We start from the raw sequence: 20,636 nt of genomic DNA, 5'->3' as shown, positions 1-20,636 counted from the left end.
CTTCCGCAGGTGCATTACGCTCACCACTATGTCCGTCACGCTGCCGCGCACGCCCCTGTACACCGACCACTACGAGTACACGATGCTCGAAGCGGCCCTCCGCGACGGGACCGCGGAGACGCCGTGCGTCTTCGAGGTCTTCGGCCGCCGCCTGCCCACCGGCCGCCGCTACGGCGTGGTCGCCGGCATCGGCCGCCTCTCCGAGGCCATCGCGCGATTCCGCTTCGAGGACAGCGACCTCGAGGACCTCACCTCCCGCGGGGTCGTCAAGCAGTCGACGGCCGAATGGCTCGCCGACTACCGCTTCAAGGGCGACATCGACATCTACGCCGAGGGCGAGCTGTACTTCCCCGGCTCCCCCATCGTCACGCTCACCGGGACGTTCGCCGAATGCGTGCTCCTGGAGACCCTCACCCTCTCGATCCTCAACCACGACAGCGCGATCGCCAGCGCCGCGGCCCGCATGGTGACGGCCGCCCGCGGCCGGCCGATCCTGGAGATGGGTTCGCGCCGCACGCATGAGGCCGCGGCGATCGCGGCTTCGCGGGCGGCGTACCTGGCCGGGTTCGTCGCGACGTCGAACCTGGAGGCGGGGCGGCGGTACAACGTGCCGACCTCGGGCACGAGCGCGCACGCGTTCACGCTGCTCCACAAGTCCGAGGTCGAGGCGTTCCAGGCGCAGATCGACGCGTTCGGCACCGACACGACGCTGCTGGTGGACACGTACGACATCACGCAGGGCATCCGGAACGCGATCGAGGTGGCCGGGCCGCGCCTGCGCGCGATCCGCATCGACTCGGGCGATCTCGATGTGATGGCCACCGGCGCCAGGGAGCTGCTCGACGAGCTGGGCGCGCACGACACGAAGATCGTCGTCTCCGGTGACCTGGACGAGTTCTCGATCGCGGCGCTGGCGGCAGCCCCTGTGGACATCTACGGGGCGGGGACCGCGGTCGTGGTCGGCTCGGGCGCGCCCACGGCGCAGCTGGTCTACAAACTGGTCGAAGTGGAGGGTCGGCCGGTCGCGAAGCGCTCGGAGCACAAGGGCACCAACGGGGGTCGCAAGGTGGCGGTGCGCCGCCACAAGCCGACGGGCACGGCGACGGAGGAAGTGATCGTCTCCCAGGGCGTGCCGGAGGCGATGCCGGGCGACAAGCTGCTGCAGACGCCGCTGTTCCGCCGCGGCGAGCTCGTGCGGCAGCCGTCGCTTGAGGAGTCGCGTGAACTGCTTCGCCAGCGGCTCATCTCGATCCCTTGGGAGGGGCTGAAACTCTCCCCGGGCGATCCGGCGATTCCGGTGGTCCAGCTGCACGGGGGCGAATAGCGGCGGCGCTTTCGGGATACGATGCGGGGGCCCCTGTCCGCGTTCCCACCCCCCGTGCCTTCGTAGTACCTGCGATCCTCCCCGAAAGGAACCGCCCCAATGGTGTTCAGCAAGCTCAAGGCCATTCTCGGTAGTGGCATCCAAGTCGACACGCTCCTGCACGAGAAGCACGTCGTCCCCGGCGGTGTCCTCAAGGGCGAAGTGCGGATCTCCGGTGCCGAGGTGGACGCCGCGGTGGAGAGCGTCGAGATCGAGTTCACCGCTCTGGTCGAGGACGACAGCAAGGGCGAGGACGCGGCCGGCGTCGTGCACGACTACTTCCGGGCCGAGATCTCGGGCAAGTTCGACCTCGCGAAGGGCACTGCCCACCCGATCGCGTTCGAGGTGCAGGTGCCTTGGGAGACGCCGTTCAACAATGTCGCGGAGCGCCCGCTCGTGGGCGGCATGAAGCTGGGCGTCTCGACGCACCTGTCGCTGGACCAGGCCCTGGACAAGGGCGACCTGGACTGGCTGACGGTGGAGGCGCTGCCGGTGCACCGGGCGGTCTGGGAGGCGCTGGAGGCCTTGGGCTTCGCGTTCCAGGAGACCGACTTGGAGCTGGGCACGATCCAGGGTTCGACGGTGCCGTTCTACCAGGAGGTCGAGTTCTGGGCGACCGAGGGCGAGTTCCACGGCCGGGTGCGCGAGCTGGAGGTCGTGTTCGTGTCCGGTGAGGCGAGCACGGATGTGGTGTTCGCTGCGGACAACTCGGCGGAGCTGCTGGCTCCGGACCTGAACTCGACGATCCGGTTCTCGCTGCCGACGGCCGAGCCGGGCGATGTGACGGAGACCGTGAAGGCGCAGCTGACGCAGCTGCTGGCCCAGAAGGGCGCATAAGCCCAGCTAGACGAGCCTGAGGGCGGCCCCGCGAGCGATCGCGGGGCCGCCCTTTCGCGTGCCCGCCGGAAAAAACCCGGGACCGGGCTTGCGTATGTTCTACGTATACGTATAGTCTCTACGTATACGAAGGACAGCCCCTGGAAGGAGGTTAAGATGCCGTCATGCCCAACAAGACGATCTACGTCGCCGACAAGGACCTGCCGCTCTACACCCGAGCGCAGGAACTCGCGGGAGGCAACCTCTCCAAGGCCATCTCGACGGCGCTCAAGCGCTACGTCGACGCCGAAGAGGGCCGTCTCGAGGGCTACGAGGAGATCACGGTCCCCGTCGGCCCGGGCTCCGGCCGCAAGCGCCAGCGCCAGCGGTTCACCGGCGTCAAGCTCGGCGAATGGGTCCGCTCGGACAACAACAAGGCCGAGATCTACCGGGTCTACCGGTCGCGCTCGGGCAAGTTCGTGATCCACACCGAGAAGACGCCCGACTTCGTGCACGAAACGAATGAGACGGGCTGGCGCAAGCTCCTCGGCTTCGGCGAGCAGAGCTACGCCATGAACTACGGGGACGCCGCCCTCGAAGTGGTCGAGACCCTCGATGAGCTCAAGGCGAAGATCCCGGCCGAGCTGTACCAGATGGTCGCCGCGACGGCGGAGGCGCCGCCGGTGCAGGACCTCGACATCTGAACCGCCGCAACACCTGAGCCGCAACCACTAGGAGGCGGCCGAACGCGCCCGGCGCACTGAGTCGGCGCACTGACATCCGCGGTCCCGGGCACGTCCCGGTGGACGATCGCACCCGCAGACCTGTGACCGACCCGAGGCGGAGCCCTGCCCATTGACAGTCCACATTGCACTGTCATCGTGCCTGAACATCGAGGTGAAACCGTGTTCGACCTTGGAATGGTGCTCACGCTCTATCCGCCGCCGCGCCGGCTGTCACCGGACCTGACGCCGTGTCAGGTCGATGTCAGCGCGGTGTCAGCGGCCCCGGCCAAAGTACTCACATGCCCGGCGAGGGAAACCGAACCGGCCGATCCTCTCAACGACGCAGAACCAGACCACGAAGACCCCCGAAAGCAGGAATCATGACCACCAAGCCGATCGCCATCGAAGCCCGCAACCTCACCAAGTCCTACGGCGAGAAGTCCGTCCTCGGCGGCATCGACATCTCCGTCCCCGAAGGCACCATCTTCTCCCTGCTCGGCCCCAACGGCGCCGGCAAGACCACCACGGTCAACATCCTCACCACCTTGATCCCCGCCAGCGGCGGCGACGCGTTCATCCACGGCAACCACGTCGTGGGCGACGCCGACGCGGTGCGCCGGACCATCGGCGTCACCGGCCAGTTCGCGGCCGTCGACAGCCTGCTCACCGGCCGCGAGAACCTGCACCTCATGGGACGCCTGCACCACCTGGGCAAGGCGGAGACCAAGCGCCGCACCGAGGACCTGCTGGAACGGTTCGACCTCCTCGAAGCCGCGAAGCGCGCCCCGGCCACCTACTCCGGCGGCATGAAGCGCCGCCTCGACATCGCGATGTGCCTCATGGGCGACCCGAAGGTGATCTTCCTGGACGAGCCGACCACCGGCCTCGACCCGGCCGGGCGGCGCGTCGTCTGGTCGATCATCCGCGAACTCGTCAAGGGCGGCACCACGATCTTCCTGACCACGCAGTACCTCGAGGAGGCCGACGAGCTGGCCGACAGGATCGCGGTCCTCGACGGCGGGAAGCTCGTCGCCGAGGGCACGCCGGAAGAGCTCAAGCGGCTCGTCCCCGGCGGCCACGTCAAGCTCCGCCTCCACCGCGGCGACCAGGTCGCGAAGGCCGTGCAGGTCCTCGCCGCCACGGTCTCCGACACCGACGCGCTCGGCGTCCAGGTCGCCTCGGACGGCTCGGTCGACTCGCTGCGCAAGATCCTCGACACCATCGACCGCGAGGGCATCGAGGTCGACGAGCTCACCGTCCACACGCCGGACCTCGACGACGTCTTCCTGACCCTCACCGGCCACACCACGAACATCGAAGCCGCGGCCTCCGCGTAACCCGCCCCCCCTGAACCTTTTCGCAACGCCCACAAGGAGAACTCCGATGAGCACCCTCGCCTACACCGTTTCCGACACTTCCACGATGCTGCGCCGCCAGCTCAAGCACATGCTCCGCTACCCGTCCCTCACGGCCATGCTCGTCGGCATGCCGGTGGTCTTCCTGCTCCTGTTCGTCTTCGTCTTCGGCGGGACGATCGGCGACGGCCTCGGCGGCCCGACCGGCGGACGCGAGGCCTACCTGACCTACCTGACGCCGGGCATGCTGCTCATGGCGATCGTCGCCGCCGTGCAGGGCACCGCGATCAGCGTCGCGATGGACATGACCGAAGGCATCATCGACCGCTTCCGCACCATGTCGATCGCCCGGGTCTCCGTCCTCACCGGACACGTGATCGGCTCGATGATCCAGGCCTTCCTGAGCATGGCCGTCACGTTCGGCGTCGCCGTCGCGATCGGCTTCCGCCCCGAGGCGGGCCCGCTCGGCTACCTCGGCCTCGTCGGGGTCCTCGCCCTGATCTCCTTCGGCCTCATCTGGCTCACCGTGGGCCTGGGCATGGCCGCCAAGACCGTCGAGGAAGCCTCCAACTCGCCGATGCCGCTGATGCTCCTGCCCTTCCTCGGTTCGGCCTTCGTCCCCACCGACTCGATGCCCCAGGTGGTCCAGTACTTCGCCGAGTACCAGCCCTTCACCCCGTTCATCGAGGTCGTCCGCAGTCTCCTGTTCGCCAACCCGGTGGACGGCACGGACCTGATCCTGACCATCGCCTGGTCGCTGGCCTTCGCCCTGCTGGGTTACGTGGTCGCGAAGAAGAAGTTCAACAAGCGCTAAGCGCATCGAGACACCACTGGAAACACCCTGAAGGGCGGGCCGCGATCGCGGCCCGCCCTTCGGGGTTCGCGCGACTGGGCACGGCCGAGCACCGCTGCCTAGAATCGCCGATATGAGCGACGACTGGAAGCAGGACCGGATCGGCAGCGCATTGCGCGGCGAAAACCCAATGACGCTCCGGAGACTCGAAGCGGGGATCGCGGTGATCGGGGACGTCCAGTTCCTGCCGGGATACTCGGTGCTGCTCGTTGATGATCCTGCGGTGCAACGGCTTTCGGATCTCTCCGCAGCAAGGCGCATGGCGTTTCTGTCCGGTATGGACAAACTGGGTGAGGCGGTCGAGCGCGCCTGCAAGCGGCTCGATCCGGCCTTCCGCCGGGTCAACCTGGAGATCCTGGGGAACACCGATCCCTATCTCCACGCGCACGTGTGGCCCCGGTACGACTGGGAGCCGGCCGAAATCGTGGGCAGGCCGGTGTGGCTGTACCCGAAGGAGCGCTGGGGCGACGAGCGGTACGCGCTCGGCCCGCAGCACAGTGAACTGCGCGCGGCGATCAGCGAGGAACTGGGGCGACTCACGTCCTGACGCGCCGGAGCCCGGACTACGGTGTCGGCTCGTCGTACAGGTCGAGCTCGGCCCGTGTCGGGGCCTCGAACAGGCGCTGCCACTCGCCGAGCATCGCGGTGGTCAGCACCGGCGCACCCGGTTCACGGTTCCGGGCGGCGATGCGCCGCTCCAGTTCGGCCAGCGGCACCGCCAGGTAACGCAACTCGACCCGCGCGCCGAGCTCACGCGCCCGGAGCCGCTTCTCGTCCCGCTCCGAACGCCCCCAGAAGCCGTTCTCCAGGATCACGCCGGTCCCGGCGGCGAGCAGTTCCTGGGCCCGGTCCCATTGGCGCCCTTCGACATCCGCCCGCGCCTCCTCGTCGAAGAGGTCGGCGCCCTCCGCCGCCAGCTGCTCATCGGGACACAGGCGCACGGCGGGGAGCTCGCGTTCCAAACGCCTGGCCAACGTGGTCTTCCCGGCCCCGGGCAGGCCGCACATGAGCACCAGGATCGGCCGTCCGTCGCTCACGGTCACCGCCCCCCTCGAATCCTCCGGCGATCATCGCAGGTTTCGGGGCGGTGGTGTCGCCTGGTGCTGGTGTGGTGTAACCATGGGGCATGGTTCTTCCTGCTGAAGTGGTCGCGCCCGAGGTGGTCGAAGTCGGCCCGGGGCATCGTCTGGCGGTGCGCCGCCGCGGACACGGCGGGGTGCCGCTACTGCTCGTCCACGGGTTCCCGTGCACCAGCCGGATCTGGTCGCACAACATCATTCCCTTGGCGGAAGTGGGATTCGACGTGGTCGCAGCGGACCTGCGCGGCTACGGCGACTCCGATTTCGCGCCCGACGGGTTCTACGACTTCAACGCGTTCAACACCGACCTGACCGGCCTGTTCGACGCCCTCGGGTGGGACAAGGTCGTCGTGGCCGGGCACGACCTCGGCGCTATGGTCGCCATCGACATGGCGACCCGCCACCCCGACCGGGTCGAACGCCTGGTCATCCTCGACGACTCCATGCCCGAACTCGACGACGCGTTCACCGCCGCCGGCATCCCCGCCGGACGCCCCAAGCCCGCCGTGTACGACTACCAACGCCGCCAAGGACTCCACGCCGAGGAACTGGTCGCCGAACTGGACACGCCCGAGCGGCGCCGCCGGTACATCGGCGAGTTCTTCGGCCACCGGATGTGGTGCCCGCCCGACGCATTCGGCGAAGACGACCTGGCCTTCCTGACCGAGTCCTATGGGGACGCCGCCCGGCTGCGCGCCTCCTTCGCCGACTACGAGGTCGTCATGGGCACCAGGAAGCTCTCCGCTCCGGAGATGACCGACCGCCCTGTCCCGCAACGCACCCTGGTCCTCGTCGGCACCGACCAGGTGACCCTCGGCGACCATATCGAGGAGAAGTGCGCCATCGCCTTCCCCGACGCGGTCGGGCCATTCTGGGTCAAGGGCGCCGGGCACTTCATGCCCTGGGAACGGCCCCAAATCGTCAACCGCGCCATCGCTTCGTTCTGCGGCGACCTCCTGGCCGCCTGAGACGGCACCCGGGCACTGCACCCCGAACTACGGGTTCTGACAACTGAGCCCGGCCGTCCCAACCAGGGGTCGGACCAGCATCCTGCCGCAGTGTCGTTCAGCTATCGTCACCCCCATGGGAATCGCCCACGAGCCGGCCGGCTACCGGTGCCCGTTCTGCGAACGCCTGGCAGGCAAGGCAGACGAGGTCTCCGGTCCAGAGGACATCGTTCGACGCACCGAAGACGCGGCGGCCTTCATCTCGCCGCGGTGGTGGCCGAACAACCTCGGACATGTACTCGTCGTCCCGACCGCACATCACGAGAACCTGTACTCCATACCCCCTGAGGCGTATCGAGCGGTGGGAGACCTGGTACGCGAGGTCGCCATCGCGATCCGCGAGACCTACGGATGCGACGGCGTCTCCACCCGCCAACACAATGAGCCAGCTGGCAACCAGGATGTCTGGCACCTGCACATCCACGTGTTCCCCCGCTACGAGGGCGACGACCTCTACCGGTCGCAACCCCGGCCCGGGTGGGCCACGTCCGCAGAGCGCCAAATCTATGCCGATCGACTGCGGACGCACTTCGCCCAGTAGGTCAAGGATCCAGGCGGTGCCGCGAGCCGCCGCGGACCTGAGAACGCAGCCGCGAGCTTGAGGACGGCTGCGCCGCACGCCGCACCCGCTACCAGAGACGCGGTGGCCACCAACGGTGATGGGATCTCGAATTCCCGCCGCCGTATTAGCGGGTGTGGCCCAGGAGGCTCGTCAGGTCTGCGGGAGTGAGGTCGAAGACCGGGGAGGCGTCGCCAAGCTTGGAGTCACGGACGTGGAAGCCGTCGCCCTCAGGGCAGGCGGCCAACTCAACGCAATCAGAGTTGTTGTCAACGCCACTGCGAGTGCTCTTGCGCCAGGTTCGCCGAAGTTCCACGCAGTTCGAGTCGTTGCCCGGCCCGCTTCGGCTGCTCTTGCGCCAGGCGGTCACGTCATTCATTCAGGAACTCCCTCAACGGTATCGATTTGCCCCACAGAAGCTGCCAGAGTTCATCGTAACGCGCGATCCTGTCCCTCTCCTCGATGCACCAACTGGCATCCCACACCTCTGCGTAGACGAAGGGCGGGCTCCCGAACTCGGCTCCCTCCGGCTTGTAAACCGAAAAGGCGTGCGCACCCTCCGGGTACATGGTGTCGAGGATGCGGATCTCCCAGTTCCGGAGCGCGTCGAGCTCCGACAGCCTGTCGATCTGCTCTTGACGGGCCTCTTCGCTGATGTGCCGCAAGCTTTCGATCGCGGTCACGGAGATGAGCAGTTTGACCTGCGGGTTGTCGGTGCGCTCCAAGAGCGCCTTCTGCCGCTCCTTCTTAAAGGCCCAACCTCGGTTGGCCTGCTCATCCGTGCCGTTGGAGCCGACCTTCACGAAATCGAAGTGGTAGGCGCGGGTTTGGGCGATGCCCGGGATGAAATAGGTCTCCCACTTCAGAATGAGGCCGTTCGATCGCTCAGCCATGCTGAGACATAGGGCGTTGAACCTGCGATCGGCCTGGAAGTTCTGCTCGTGCTCGTTCCGGGCGATCTGGATCATGTACGCGCGCAGCTCATCGTCCATGCCGAGGTATTCCGCGAGTGGCCACATCTGGCCGACATCGGGGCACTTCTCGCCGTGCTCCCACTTGGAGACGGTCTGGTCGCTTCGCTTGACGAACCTTCCGACGGCTGACTGACTGAGTTTCCTTTCGAGTCGGCGGATTCGGATTTCCCTGCCCGGGAGCCACTTTGCGAGCTTCGATGACGGCACGGTGGGTTGCCTCCTGCCTCAGCGGAATTCATGCTGGCCTCCAATGATGACATTGCGTGGCGACAAGGTGGACACCTGTCACAGCCGGCACTTCAAAAGCACGCCATACAAATTCATCCCTACAAAACAGGCCCTAATTACTAGGGGTCCAAAGCAACGCCCTCCCGACTCACGATCGGAACCTCCTGTTCAGCGGCTCGCTCGCTTCGTAGGTTGAAGGCATCCCGGCTCGGCAGTAAGCCTGTGAACTGTCGGATATCCGACAACATCCGAAGTGGAGTGAGTGCAATGAAGACCGCTGAACCTTCCGATCCGCTGCTGCGCGGGCGATTCACCGATGGCCGCAATGAGTTCTGCGTCCGCGCCTCAAGCGTCGACGCGCCCGACTCGTTCCAGGTCTATGTACCCGGCGAACGGGCGGACATCGTCATGATCGTCTCCGGGATCAACTCCGGGTACCTGCACGCGACCTGGGGAGAAGTCTGGCGCGCCTACTCCCCCGAGTGGAAGGTCTGGCTGGAGGACACGGCGTTCAAGGTCTTCTACAGGGTCACCACGCGCCCGTGGGACAGCCGGTACTGCGATGGGTGAGCGCAGTAACCGCGCATGCGAGCGGCGAGCATTTTAGAGACTCAACTCTCCCGGCGGGGGCCGGTCGACCTGGTGGGGGTCGGCCGGCCCCATTTCCGAAAGTTGGCATGCCGCAACGACACACATGGTTGTGATCACACCGTCGCGCATTCATACTGATGAAACCCCCCTCCCGGAAGGAGCTCCGGTGTCGAGTATCGAAGAAGCTTCAGGGTCAGTCGCCACGAATGCCGAGAGCGCGCGCGAACTCGCCGGAAGCATCACGTCCTCGAAGGACCTGCTGGATTCATTGGCGGCGCGACTCGATGCCATCGGCGTGGAGACCACGGCGAGACAAACGCAGGTCGCAGGCGACCGGGCCGAAGAACTCGCGGGCCATGCCAATGCCTTGGCCGATGCCCTCGATTCCCTTCGGCAGCAAGTCGATGCGCTCAAGGGTTTACTCGCAAGCGCCATCAGAAGCGGCGCCGGGAATTCGATTCGGGGCCGCGCATCGCGTTCCGCTTCAGCGGCGGGAAGCGCCGCCGGGCAAGAGCCGCTGCCGCTCAAAGGTCCGGCCGCTTCGGTCTCGCCTAGGGGGATCAGCAAGCGGCACTTCCTCGGGAAGCTCCAGATGAAGAGCGAGGCGAAAAAGCGGAACACGGTCGTGCTACACGGCGTCGATACCGATGCAGACATTGCGGCGATCTGGAGCGGTCGGGCCGCCTACCTGCATGACAACCTTTACAAGGTCAACGACCGGACTTACGGTGTCAAGCCCACGGGGACCGTCTATCCCGTGCGCGGCAAGGGATTCGTGGAGCTCGACAAACTCGAGTACACCGCGCTCAAGGGCCTGAAGGTCTACAACGGCGATCGGGCGGCGGCCGAACGCGATCCGAAAATCGCCCGATTCAGTCGCCACATGACGGATAAAACGTGGGAAACTGCGCGAAACGTGTTCAATCAGGGACAGGAGCGGGCCTGATGCGTGACTACACGATCGTGTTCATAGAGCCGGTGGACCTCGGGGTCCTTGCAGCCGAAGCCGCCGACGCCTTCGCGATTCCCCGCGAGCAGATCGAGGTGTGGGACGGCCGCACCTTCGCCGCTCCCGTGGTCGAGCCGGTCATCGCCCAGGTCGCCGCCGGTTCGGGGCCGGGCGCGTATGCGGAGTTCGTCGGCTTCGACGCGTTCGCCTCCCACACGGGCGACCCCGAACTCCTCGATGTGGCCGTCGAGCTCGCCACGAGGCTCAAGCACCGGGCGGTCTTCGGACCGGAGACGGCGGAGGACTACCGCTGGACCCTGGTCGCCGCCGACGGCAGCCACGGCAAGGTCGTACTCGACGACGACCAGCTCGACGACGGCGCGATCAAGGTCCTCGGCAGCGTCGAACCCATAAGCGGCGCACCGGAACTCCCGCAGCTCCCGGAGACGCACTGAGCACTTCCGGGTACTGATTCCATCGACCGCGGATGCCCGGCCCGCCGTGGTGCCACCGACAGCTGCCGGTCACCCGCCGGTATTCCGCCTCGATTTACCCTCCCTCCACCGAAAGAATGGCGTCAAGACCTGATCGCGCTCGGGTTCCCGACTCGGCCGCCACGGTCCAGTCACGGCTTCCGGCCTTTGTCCATCGGACAGGTCGCCGCCGAGACGACTCCCCTCCGAGAGACTGGACGGAACATGATCAAGACACGCGCGCTCTTCGCGCTCGCCTCATCCGCACTCCTGCTCCTACCCGCAGCAGCCGCGAATGCCGAAGCGCCCGAAGCAGATCCCTACCTGCAGACCGCCGACGAAGCCCTCACCCAAGACCTCACCCTCATCGCCGCGGCCCAAGGCTGGACCTTCGCCGAGGCGCTCGCCCAGCACAAGGCGACCGAAGCGATCGGGGACCTGGCAACCCAGGTCGCGAAGGCGTACCCTGACGCCTTCGTCGGGTCCGCACTGTCCACAGAGCCCGGCGGCGCCCCCACGCTCTACATCAAAGGCACCGCCGACCCGGCGATCAACGCACTCGCCGCCTCCGCCGAGGTCGCCGTCGACATCGCCGACGACCAGCCCTATTCGTTCGTCGAACTGCAAGAGCGCAACGACAAGCTGCACGCCGAGCTCATCGGCATGGGATACGACACCCTCATGACGGCCGTCGACATCACCAGCGGCACCGTCGAAGCCCACATCGAGACCACCAAGGAGTTCTCGACCAGCAGGACGACCGTTCGAGCCGCCCTGTCCGAGGAGTTCGACGAGGGCGTCGAACTGAACTTCACCGACTCACTGGAAGCCGGGCTCGAATACGCCTTCGGAGGCGCCAGGGTCCGAGGCGGCGGATCGTTGTGCACCAGCGGTTGGACCGTCATCACCCCCAGGGGCGCCCAAGGCGTGACCACCGCCGGCCACTGCGACGGCATGACCCAGATCCGCGAAGAGGGCACCGGCTGGCACGACATGGACTACAGGGCGCAGCATCGCGGCCGGTGGGGCGACGTCGAATGGCACAGCGTGCCCGGCAATGCCACTCCTGCCCGGTTCTACGCCAATGCGAACACGCGTCGCACCACGACCTCCATCGAACCGGCGGCCGGACTCACCACCGGCGAATCGATCTGCGTCTACGGCCGGAGCACCAATGAGCGCGACTGCTCGGCTCTGGTGTTGCGGCCCAGCCTCACCTGCACGATCAACGGCGTCAGCACCGACCGCCTGGTCCAGATGAACAAGCACGTCACCACCGGCGGCGACTCCGGTGGCGGCTGGTCCCACGGCAACCGGGCGTACGGAAGCCATGTGGGCCGCTGCTCCGGAGACAGCGTCTTCACGCCGGTCGCGTACTTCCCCAACGCACTCGGCGTCTCGGTCAGGACCGCCTGACTCGGACTGAGCGAGCGGACGATCGCCGAACTGCTTCACCTTGCAGTTCGGCGATCGTCCGCGCGAGCCGTTCGGTCGGCAGCGTCCGCTCAGCGCGTCGTCCTTCAGTCGGCGAGAGGATCCGCCGGCTTGAGCACCGCCGTGTACTCGTAGTGCTCGTTCAGCAATGGCAGATGGCCAGTGTGGACGGCTGCCGGGTCGAGCGACTCCTCACCGGCCACAATCCGATCGAGGCGCAAACCGGTGTGCTCGAGCAGCAGCCGCAGATCGGCCGGGCTGTAGCAGCGCAGGTGCTGCGTGAACCGCTCCCGGGAGTCGGCGGCGTCCGTCCACGTCAGCTCGGCCCGGTTGGCGACCGGGTCGAACCCGTTGCGCTCGAAGAGGTCGTGGTGGTACCCCGCCTCGGGGAGCGCCGGCCGGTGCTCGAGATCGCCGTGCCATGACGCCCACACCAGCGGGTTGAACACGTCGATCAGCGCGGTGCCGCCATCGGTCAGCCATTCGGTGGCGACGCGGCGCAGCAGGCGGCGCTGGTCGGCGTCGTCGCCGATGCCGAAACCGTTCCAGTAGGTCACCGCATCGAACCGCTCATCGAGGTCGACCTCGTAGAAGTCGGCCTGAAGGACCCTGAGGGAGCCGGGAGCGGACCGCTCAACGAGCGGAGCGGTGAAGTCGGACCGGTCGACCAGTTCGATGCCGAGGACCCGATGTCCGGCCTCCGCGAACGCGGCGGCCGTCGTCGCCGAGCCGCACCCCAGTTCCAGGATCGTCTTCGGGGTGTCGCCGAGCAGCCGGTGGAACAGGGCCACACGCCGGCGGTCGCGGTCGCCGATCACCGACTCGGCCTCGCCCCACCACCGGACGCTGCCCTCGTAGAAGTCCTTGACCCAGTCCATGCCCGCAGCGTATCGATCCGTCCTCAAAGCACCAAGCCGTTTTGGCGCAGGCCGGGAGCGTCACGTCAGACGCGGCTAGTTCCCGGCGATGTGGTCCTGGGCGTTGTTCAAGTACTCCTGGATCTGCTGCTCCCAGGCGTAGACCTCGGACTCGCGGTCGATGACCTGCTCGACACTCATGCGGGCCCAGGCCTCATCCGAGCCCTCGCGCAGGCCGCTGCTCTCGGCGCACTCGGCGAAATCGAGGGCCATCGCGAACTCGAACGCCACGGGATCGGCGTCCTCGGCGTCGTCGGGAAGCGGCGGGATCTCCTCCTCCATGCCTTCGTACGTGACGTCGTCGCCGTTGACCTGCCCGAGGTACGTCCCGGTCGGCAGCCAACCGAAGTCGTCGAACTCCCATTCGCCGTAGCCGCGTTCGCCCACGCAGAGCAGGAAATCCTCCTCCTGCTCGGCGTACTCGTTCGCGAGCTCGGCGTACAGCTCGCCGTCGCCGATCCAGGTGAGCGGGCTCTCCGTGTCGGGCCGGCTCCAGTACTCCTCACCGTCGACCTCCTGGTGGAACGGTTCGCCGTAGACGATCTCGATGGTCTTCAGCTCGCAGCCGCCGAAAGGCGGCTCCTGGCCGAGCGCCTCCAGGTCGACCGCTTCGACCTCCTCCGGGGAGTCCGCCCCCTCGAAGGCCTCTGACACGGCCTTGTCGTACGCGGCGCGTTCCGGGCCGACGAACGCCACGGTCCACGCCTCCTTGTACTCCTCGTCCATCGCCTGCCACTCCGCGTACGCGACGTCCTCGGCGGGATCGATCCAGCCCTGGTCCTCAGCGGTGAAGGCGAGGAAGTCCAGGTCCTCGCGCATCGCAAGGGCCTCTTCGGAATCGGTGCCCCAGACCCAGGTGCCGAAACCGAACTTCTGCGCCTGCTCGACCGTGGGGATGCGCGCGTACGGGGCGTTGAAGCCCTCGAAGCGGTTCGGGATCATGCTGCCGTGGAGGCGGTTCGTGTCGTGGACGGTGAAGCCCTCGTCCTGCATGCACATGCTCGCGACCCGGGTCTCGGCCTGGGTGAGCTCCCAGGCCAGCGCGGAGCCGTTCACGATGCTGGCCTCGATGGCGGCGACGTCCTCGGCTGTGACCTCGGGTTCCGGATCCGAGCATCCGGTGAGCGCGAAGGCTCCGGCGAGCAAAGTGCTTGCGGCACGGCGCATCTCGGCGACCGCCTTCCGAGGGTTCAGGCTGGTGCGGGACTGTCCCGACACTGTAGCGAGTGCGCTCGACCGCGACACGCCGCCGGAGGCCGGTCCGAGTACGACGGCTCCCGCGTCTGGTACGAGGTCCGGCCGCTCGAGGCGGTCTCGTAGGGTGGCCGGATGAGCCAGACCCCTGACGAGCCGCTGGCGATCCGCGGCTACGACGACCGGAACCGGACGTTCGCGCACCTCACCCCGGACGCGCTCCGCGAACGCGTGCATCAGCTCGATGAAGGGGCCCTCGAGTGGATCGTCGTGCAGCGGGTTCCGGACCTGCCGCACGACACCATCCAGGCGGCGAGCGAGCCCGGTTCGAGGTCCGTCGACGTGTCGTTCCGGGTCGGCGACGAGCCGTGGAGGGAGACCTCGCTCGACGTGGCGGCGGCGGCCGCGGTGTTCGTGGCCTGGGCGCGCAACGAACCGGGTTGGGACGGCGGGCATCCGTGGGAGCTCGCGGAGTGGTGGGACGAGGAGCCGGTGCCCGCGCCCTCCCCGGAAGCGGCCGCCGAGACCACTGTCCTGGCCGCCAAGTACCTCCAGATGGGATACCTGTCGTTCGACCGAATGGTGCAGGACCTCGAGGAGATGTCCGAATCGGACCCGCCGATCACGCGGGCCCAGGCGCGGGAGATCCTCGCCCCGATGTGGCGCGAGAAGGTCGCCGAGCAGGCGGGCTGGGGCGTGACGGACTGCGACCGGCTCACGGAGGCGTTCGCGGAACTCGACCGGAGCGGGATCGTCGCGCGCGAGCACTTCGCTTGCTGCCAGCGCTGCGGCACCACTGAGATCTGGGACGAGGCCGGTCCCGAGCACCGCGGGTACGTCTTCTTCCACATGCAGGACACCGAGTCCGCCCATGAGGGCGTCCTCTACCTCGCCTACGGGTCGCGGTCCGACCTGGTCGAGGAGACCATCGCGGTGGGGCACGACATCGTCAAGACCCTCCAGGCGCACGGGCTCCAGACCGCTTGGGACGGTTCGGAACGCACTCGGATCAGGATCACGGACCTGGAATGGCGCAAACGCCTCGAGTAGCCAGATCCTATAGGATATATGGTATACGATCTGACCCGTTGCGGCAATATCGTATAGGATTTATAGTGTACGATCCGGGCCGGCAGGAGCAGATCCGCGAGTACACCGTGCAGGCGCAGGAGCTGATCGCGGGCTAGTCCCCTTGCGGGACAGCGGAAGGGCGGGACCGCGGTTCCGCCCTTCCGCCATGCCTCAGACGTGGTCGCGCCAGGTGTGCTTCGGGTCGAAGCCGAGGAGCCTGCGGGCCTTGTCGATCGACAGGAGCGTCTCGTGACCCTCGACGGGTCGCTTGAGCTCGAGGTCGGGGTAGTGGGCGGCCACGAGTTCCGGGGTCGTCGTGGTCATCACCGTGTCAGGGGAGGCGATCACGAAGACCTCCCTGCCGGTGCCTTCGCGTTCGAGGCCGAGGCGGATCGCGAGCGCGCCGTCGCGGGCGTCGATGTAGGACCAGAGGTTCCAGTTGCGGAGGGTCGGGTCCTCGTTGAAGGCGGGGAAGGCCGCGTAGTCCTCGACGTACATGACATTCGAGAAGCGCAGTCCGGTGGCCTTGAGCGCGGGGTTCCAGCGGCAGAGCTGGGCGACCATCGTCTCCTCGAGGGTCTTGACGAGCGAGTAGGTGGACTCGGGACGCGGCTCGTACTCCTCGTCGACCGGGAGGTAGGGCGGCGGGGTCTCGAAGGGGAGACCGAGGACGGTTTCGCTTGAGGCCCAGACGATGTTGTCGATGCCGGCGGTCTTGGCGGCGGCGAAGACATTGTAGGTGCTGAGCATGTTGTCGTGGAACACCGCCGAGTTCGGGCGCAGGCCCGGGGCGGGGATCGCGGCGAGGTGCACGACGGCGTCGAGGCGGTCGTAGCGGTCGTCGACGCCGGTGAGGGCGGAGACGACCTGGCCGTGGTCGGTGAGGTCGATCTGGAGGAACGGCGCGAGGCCGTCAGGCGAAGGGACGCGGTCGAGGTTGACGACCTCGTATCCGTGCTCCACCAGGTCGCGGACGCAAGCTCGTCCGAGTTTGCCGCTGCCGCCGGTCACCGCCACGCGTGCCATCAATGTTCCCCCGTTTGCTTCGATCGGTATCGCTCTCGGTATCGCCCGAAGCCTACGACCTGGAGTCCGCTCCATGCCAAACGGCCTGCTCAATGGGGTGCTTGCGGTTGCATACCATCCCTAGCCCCCACCCACCCGGGGACCTTCCCCGCCAGCATTGCGCGCGGGTACGACAGAATCGCCCGGCTGCGGCGGCGGTGTCACCCGATCGTGGCAGAATCGCGGCCGTGACTCCCGCAATCCGGATCGGTTCGACCGAGATCATCGCCCTCGCCGATGGCGTGGGCCCTTTCCCGTTCACCTCCCGGGAGGAGGCCTTCCCGGACGCCGATGCCGCACAGTGGGCGGCGGTCGACCGGTTCGACCCCGGGGCAGTCGACGCGGAGGGCCGCTGGTCCCTCAACTTCCGGGCGTTCGCGATCCGCGGGCCCGAGGGCGTCACCGTGGTGGACGCCGGGATCGGCCCGGCCGACGCGCCCGCGACCTGGGCTCCCCTGCCCGGCAAGCTCCCGGAGTCCTTGGCGGCGGCGGGCATCGAACCGTCTGAAGTGGACACTGTGGTGCTCACGCACCTCCACACCGACCACGTCGGCTGGGCCGTCGTGGCCGAAGGCGACGGGCCGGGCGCCGGCCTCGGCTCCTTCTTCCCCAACGCCTCGTACCTCATCCAGCGGGCCGAGTTCGACGCCGTCGACACGCTCAACCCGCAGCTGCGCGAGACCTTGATCGACCCGCTCCAGGCGTCCGACCAACTGCGGCTGCTCGACGGCGACGCGCCGCTCCGGGACGCGGGCCGGGTTGTGGCCACGCCGGGGCACACGCCCGGGCACCAGAGCGTGCTCGTCGCTCACGGCCGCGAGTCGGTGCTCATCACCGGCGACCTGCTGGTCCACGCGATCCAGGCGCTGTACCCGGAGCTCGCCTACGTCTACGAGATCGACCGCGAGGAGGCAAGGCGCTCAAGGGAACGGCTGCTGGCGGTCGAGCCGGCGGCGAAGCGGTACCTGGCCACCTCGCACCTCACGGAGCCGTTCGTCGCGATGCCGTCCGCCTCGGACTGAGCCTGGGCGCTCGACGCGCTCGGCGGGACCGGTCGAGGAGCGACATGACGCGTCGGGTCCGCCAATGCGCGGCCGAGCGCGGCGTCACGCATGGCCACCAACGCGGGTCGCCCCGGCCCGCCGGGCGGCTCGGGCCGATGCCGGGTCTCGGGCCGTGCCGTGCGTGCCGTGCCGTGCCGTGCCGTGCCGTGCCGCCGATGATCGAAGCGGCGCGAAGGATACGGCGCGCCGCATCGATCGGAGGGCGCCTCGAACTCGATCACGAGGCCGGCCGGTCACGGCACGCCCTACGCGTCAGGCCGCCCGATGCCCAGCGCATCGAAGTCGATCACCAGGTCGGCGCGGTGCCTCGCGGCGCGGATGCGTTCGGCGTTGCGCTCGTCGACGTCGGCGACCCATGAGCGGGCCCGCTCAGGCGACTTCCCGAACCGCTCGTGGCGGGCCACGAGCCGTGCGAGCCGCAGCGGCTCGGGCGTCTCGCAGTACCAGACCTCGGTGAGCGCGGCCCGCACGCGGGGCCACGGGCCCTCCTCGTCCAGCAGGTAGTTCCCTTCGGTGACCACGACCTCGGCCTCGGACGGGACCGCGATCGAACCGGCGACGGGCTCGCCGACCCGACGATCGAACTCGGGGGCGTATACGACCGCTTCCCGTTCGGCTGCAACGCGTTCCAGCAGCGCGCGGTAGCCGTGGCCGTCGAACGTGTCGATCGCGCCCTTGCGTTCGCGCCGGCCGAGGCGCACGAGTTCGGCGTTCGCCAAGTGGAACCCGTCCATCGGGACCTGCACGGCCGGGCGGCCCGCCTGGTCGAGCGCGCGGGCCAGCCACGCGGCGGCGGTCGATTTGCCCGCGCCCGGGCAGCCGGCGATGCCGATGAGCACGCGGCCCTGCGCGGTGAGGGCCTTCGCGCGCGCCAACAGCGCCTGGGGGTCGTCTGCGATGTCCACGCGCCGAACCTAGCCGACCGCCCGCGCGCACGGACTTCCGGCGGTCCGGATTCGGGCCTTCGAGCGGCCCGCCCGGGCCGCGGGGAGCCGGTCGAGCCGGTCGGCTGAAAGGCGATCCCGGAGGGTGGCGCGCCCGCTCGGTCCCGCCACAACCTCCTGACCTGGTGTCTTGCGCAAACGCGAACCCTAGCGCTACGATGCATAGAACCACAAGGCATAGAACTACTAGGGTTAGGAGGCACCCCCTCATGCACATCGCCAAAGACCTCGTCGCCGCCTCGGCGACACCCCTGGTCCTCGGCATCCTCGCCGAAGAGGAGAGCTACGGCTACGCGATCCTCAAAGCGATCAGTGAACGCTCCGGCGGCCGCCTCGAATGGACCGAAGGCCTGCTCTACCCGCTCCTCCACCGCCTCGAACGGCTTGGCTACGTCGACGCCCACTGGCGCACCCCCGAAGGCGGCCGGCGCCGCAAGTACTACGCCATCACCCCCGAAGGCCTCAAGGAACTGGCCGAGCAGCGCAAGCAGTGGGACGCCGTCACCGAAGCGCTGCAAGACATCTGGAAAGCCACGCGGTCGATCGTCCCGACGCCTGGCCCCGTACTGGAGGGGTGACATGACCGAGAACGAGACCGAACTCGAAACGCAGATCGCCGAATGGCGCTCCTACATGCTGCGCCGCCGCGCCGTCGCCAGCGCCGACGTCGACGAGCTCGAGGACCACCTCCGCGAGCGGGTCGCCGACCTCACCGAGACGGGCCTGCGCCCCGACGAGGCGTTCCTCATCGCCGTCAAGCGCATGGGCCGCATGGACGAGCTCTCCCGCGAGTTCGCCCGCGAGCACTCCGACCGGCTGTGGAAGCAGCTCGTGCTCACCGACGAGGACGCGCCCGCCGAGGCCGAGCAGCGCCGCGGCCTGCTCGTCATGGTCGTGTGCGCGGCCCTCGGCGTGCTGGCCGTGAAACTCCCGGCGCTGTTCGGCTTCGGGTTCGACGACAGCATGGAGTTCTACGGGCGCAACGCGGGCCTGCTCGTGCTCGCGCCGCTCGCGGTGTACTTCGCGTGGCGCCGCAAGGTGAGCCGGGGCACCGCGCTCGCGCTGCTCGGCCTGTTCGCGCTCGGCGCCGTCGGCGCCAACGCCTACCCGGTCGAGGACGACTCGCAGTCCATAGTGCTCACTGCGATCCACCTGCCGCTGGCGCTGTGGCTCGTCGTCGGGGTGGCCTACGCGGCAGGCGACTGGCGTTCGGGCCAGCGGCGCATGGACTTCATCCGCTTCAGCGGCGAGTGGTTCATCTACCTGGTGCTCATCGGTCTCGGCGGGGGCGTGCTCACCGCGATCACGCTGGGCACGTTCAGCGCCATCGGGATCGACGCCGAGACGTTCATCAGCGAATGGCTGCTGCCCTGCGGTGTCGCGGCGGCCGTGGTCGTCGCGGCCTGGCTGGTGGAGGCGAAGCAGAGCGTCATCGAGAACATGGCGCCGGTGCTCACCCGCGTGTTCACGCCGCTGTTCGCGGTGACGCTCGTGGCGGTGCTCGTCGCGATCGGGTTGACCACCAACGCGATCGATGTGGAGCGGGACATGCTGATCCTGTTCGACCTGCTGCTGGTGGTCGTGCTCGGCCTCGTCCTGTACTCGATCTCGGCGCGCGACCCGGTCGCTCCGGCCGGGCTGTTCGACTGGATGCAGCTCGCGCTCGTGGTGAGCGCCCTGCTCATCGACGTGCTCGTGCTCATCGCGATCCTGGGCCGGATCACCGAGTTCGGGTTCACGCCGAACAAGAGCGCGGCGCTCGGCGAGAACCTGATCCTGTTCGTGAACCTCGCCTGGACGGCCTGGCTGTACTGGGGGATCGTGAAGGGCCGCAAGCGGTTCGCGCTGCTGGAGCGCTGGCAGACGGACTACGTGCCGGTGTACGCGGCGTGGGTGTGGGTCGTGGTGCTGGTCTTCCCGCCGGTCTTCGCGTTCGCATAGTGGCGATGCCCCGGGTCGCGGCCCGGGGCTTCGC

At 68.0% G+C, this 20,636-nt stretch carries 23 protein-coding genes; 16 read left to right on the top strand and 7 right to left on the bottom strand.

The genetic code is table 11. The features are described 5' to 3' along the window. Window positions 1-28 precede the first annotated feature (28 nt). From AB0I03_RS20410 to AB0I03_RS20385, 6 genes are all read left to right on the top strand, one after another. Window positions 29-1,324, top strand: a complete 1,296-nt coding sequence (locus tag AB0I03_RS20410; protein ID WP_360415104.1) for a nicotinate phosphoribosyltransferase — start codon at window positions 29-31, stop codon at window positions 1,322-1,324. Window positions 1,325-1,423: 99 nt separating this feature from the next. After that, window positions 1,424-2,200 (top strand): sporulation protein, encoded by a 777-nt coding sequence (locus AB0I03_RS20405; protein ID WP_270115172.1) that lies wholly within the window; start codon window positions 1,424-1,426, stop codon window positions 2,198-2,200. 164 nt (window positions 2,201-2,364) lie between these two features. After that, on the top strand, window positions 2,365-2,883 hold the full coding sequence (locus AB0I03_RS20400; RefSeq protein WP_360415102.1) for an EXLDI protein: 519 nt from the start codon (window positions 2,365-2,367) through the stop codon (window positions 2,881-2,883). Between the two features lie 401 nt (window positions 2,884-3,284). Continuing rightward, a complete protein-coding gene (locus AB0I03_RS20395; protein ID WP_360415100.1) occupies window positions 3,285-4,241 on the top strand; it encodes an ATP-binding cassette domain-containing protein in 957 nt (318 codons plus the stop codon). 46 nt (window positions 4,242-4,287) lie between these two features. Then, window positions 4,288-5,073, top strand: coding sequence for an ABC transporter permease (locus tag AB0I03_RS20390; RefSeq protein ID WP_360415098.1), 786 nt, complete (start codon window positions 4,288-4,290; stop codon window positions 5,071-5,073). Window positions 5,074-5,185: 112 nt separating this feature from the next. Beyond that, a complete protein-coding gene (locus tag AB0I03_RS20385; protein ID WP_360415096.1) occupies window positions 5,186-5,659 on the top strand; it encodes a diadenosine tetraphosphate hydrolase in 474 nt (157 codons plus the stop codon). 16 nt (window positions 5,660-5,675) lie between these two features. On the opposite strand, the gene AB0I03_RS20380 is transcribed toward AB0I03_RS20385, so the two are convergent. Further along, window positions 5,676-6,149: an ATP-binding protein gene (locus tag AB0I03_RS20380; protein WP_360415094.1), complete on the bottom strand. Its 474-nt coding sequence runs from the start codon at window positions 6,147-6,149 to the stop codon at window positions 5,676-5,678. An 89-nt stretch (window positions 6,150-6,238) separates the two neighbouring features. Between AB0I03_RS20380 and AB0I03_RS20375 the strand changes: the two genes are divergently transcribed. Together AB0I03_RS20375 and AB0I03_RS20370 are read left to right on the top strand one after the other, a co-directional pair. Next, entirely contained in the window at window positions 6,239-7,159 is a 921-nt protein-coding gene (locus AB0I03_RS20375) for an alpha/beta hydrolase (protein WP_360415092.1), read from the top strand. Window positions 7,160-7,274: 115 nt separating this feature from the next. Next, complete coding sequence (locus tag AB0I03_RS20370; RefSeq protein WP_360415090.1) at window positions 7,275-7,739, top strand: HIT family protein; 465 nt, start codon at window positions 7,275-7,277, stop codon at window positions 7,737-7,739. A gap of 145 nt (window positions 7,740-7,884) precedes the next feature. Here AB0I03_RS20370 and AB0I03_RS20365 read toward each other — a convergent pair whose 3' ends face one another. Both AB0I03_RS20365 and AB0I03_RS20360 read right to left on the bottom strand, forming a co-directional pair. Continuing rightward, window positions 7,885-8,136 (bottom strand): DUF397 domain-containing protein, encoded by a 252-nt coding sequence (locus AB0I03_RS20365; protein WP_360415088.1) that lies wholly within the window; start codon window positions 8,134-8,136, stop codon window positions 7,885-7,887. Beyond that, on the bottom strand, window positions 8,129-8,938 hold the full coding sequence (locus AB0I03_RS20360) for a Scr1 family TA system antitoxin-like transcriptional regulator (RefSeq protein ID WP_360415086.1): 810 nt from the start codon (window positions 8,936-8,938) through the stop codon (window positions 8,129-8,131). The genes AB0I03_RS20365 and AB0I03_RS20360 overlap by 8 nt, the downstream gene beginning before the upstream one ends. Before the next feature lie 288 nt (window positions 8,939-9,226). On the opposite strand from AB0I03_RS20360, the gene AB0I03_RS20355 reads away from it, so the two are divergent. From AB0I03_RS20355 to AB0I03_RS20340, 4 genes are all read left to right on the top strand, one after another. Beyond that, window positions 9,227-9,529 (top strand): hypothetical protein, encoded by a 303-nt coding sequence (locus AB0I03_RS20355; protein WP_360415084.1) that lies wholly within the window; start codon window positions 9,227-9,229, stop codon window positions 9,527-9,529. Window positions 9,530-9,716: 187 nt separating this feature from the next. Next, a complete protein-coding gene (locus AB0I03_RS20350; RefSeq protein WP_360415082.1) occupies window positions 9,717-10,496 on the top strand; it encodes a hypothetical protein in 780 nt (259 codons plus the stop codon). Beyond that, window positions 10,496-10,954, top strand: coding sequence for a hypothetical protein (locus AB0I03_RS20345; RefSeq protein WP_360415080.1), 459 nt, complete (start codon window positions 10,496-10,498; stop codon window positions 10,952-10,954). Before AB0I03_RS20350 ends, AB0I03_RS20345 begins: the two co-directional genes overlap by 1 nt. Before the next feature lie 243 nt (window positions 10,955-11,197). Next, entirely contained in the window at window positions 11,198-12,388 is a 1,191-nt protein-coding gene (locus tag AB0I03_RS20340; RefSeq protein ID WP_360415078.1) for a hypothetical protein, read from the top strand. A gap of 104 nt (window positions 12,389-12,492) precedes the next feature. Here the strand turns inward: AB0I03_RS20340 and AB0I03_RS20335 are convergent, their stop codons facing one another. After that, entirely contained in the window at window positions 12,493-13,284 is a 792-nt protein-coding gene (locus AB0I03_RS20335) for a class I SAM-dependent methyltransferase (protein WP_360415076.1), read from the bottom strand. A gap of 75 nt (window positions 13,285-13,359) precedes the next feature. After that, complete coding sequence (locus AB0I03_RS20330) at window positions 13,360-14,490, bottom strand: hypothetical protein (protein WP_360415074.1); 1,131 nt, start codon at window positions 14,488-14,490, stop codon at window positions 13,360-13,362. 162 nt (window positions 14,491-14,652) lie between these two features. Between AB0I03_RS20330 and AB0I03_RS20325 the strand changes: the two genes are divergently transcribed. Further along, entirely contained in the window at window positions 14,653-15,567 is a 915-nt protein-coding gene (locus AB0I03_RS20325) for a hypothetical protein (RefSeq protein WP_360415072.1), read from the top strand. 192 nt (window positions 15,568-15,759) lie between these two features. Here AB0I03_RS20325 and AB0I03_RS20320 read toward each other — a convergent pair whose 3' ends face one another. Further along, window positions 15,760-16,614 (bottom strand): NAD(P)-dependent oxidoreductase, encoded by an 855-nt coding sequence (locus tag AB0I03_RS20320; protein ID WP_360415070.1) that lies wholly within the window; start codon window positions 16,612-16,614, stop codon window positions 15,760-15,762. 218 nt (window positions 16,615-16,832) lie between these two features. Between AB0I03_RS20320 and AB0I03_RS20315 the strand changes: the two genes are divergently transcribed. After that, the gene (locus tag AB0I03_RS20315; RefSeq protein WP_360415359.1) at window positions 16,833-17,675 is read left to right on the top strand and encodes an MBL fold metallo-hydrolase; all 843 of its coding nucleotides are present in this window, start codon (window positions 16,833-16,835) and stop codon (window positions 17,673-17,675) included. 287 nt (window positions 17,676-17,962) lie between these two features. Here the strand turns inward: AB0I03_RS20315 and AB0I03_RS20310 are convergent, their stop codons facing one another. Next, window positions 17,963-18,622, bottom strand: a complete 660-nt coding sequence (locus AB0I03_RS20310) for a nucleoside/nucleotide kinase family protein (RefSeq protein WP_360415068.1) — start codon at window positions 18,620-18,622, stop codon at window positions 17,963-17,965. A 248-nt stretch (window positions 18,623-18,870) separates the two neighbouring features. Here AB0I03_RS20310 and AB0I03_RS20305 point away from each other — a divergent pair, with 248 nt between their 5' ends. After that, complete coding sequence (locus AB0I03_RS20305) at window positions 18,871-19,239, top strand: helix-turn-helix transcriptional regulator (RefSeq protein WP_360415066.1); 369 nt, start codon at window positions 18,871-18,873, stop codon at window positions 19,237-19,239. A gap of 1 nt (window position 19,240) precedes the next feature. Further along, the gene (locus AB0I03_RS20300) at window positions 19,241-20,602 is read left to right on the top strand and encodes a permease prefix domain 1-containing protein (protein WP_360415064.1); all 1,362 of its coding nucleotides are present in this window, start codon (window positions 19,241-19,243) and stop codon (window positions 20,600-20,602) included. Window positions 20,603-20,636 lie beyond the last annotated feature (34 nt).

It is taken from the genome of Glycomyces sp. NPDC021274 (genome assembly GCF_040641195.1).
GTDB lineage: Bacteria > Actinomycetota > Actinomycetes > Mycobacteriales > Micromonosporaceae > Glycomyces.
The sequence above is the reverse complement of the archived record's forward strand: the minus strand, read 5'-3'. Positions and strand labels throughout refer to the sequence as shown.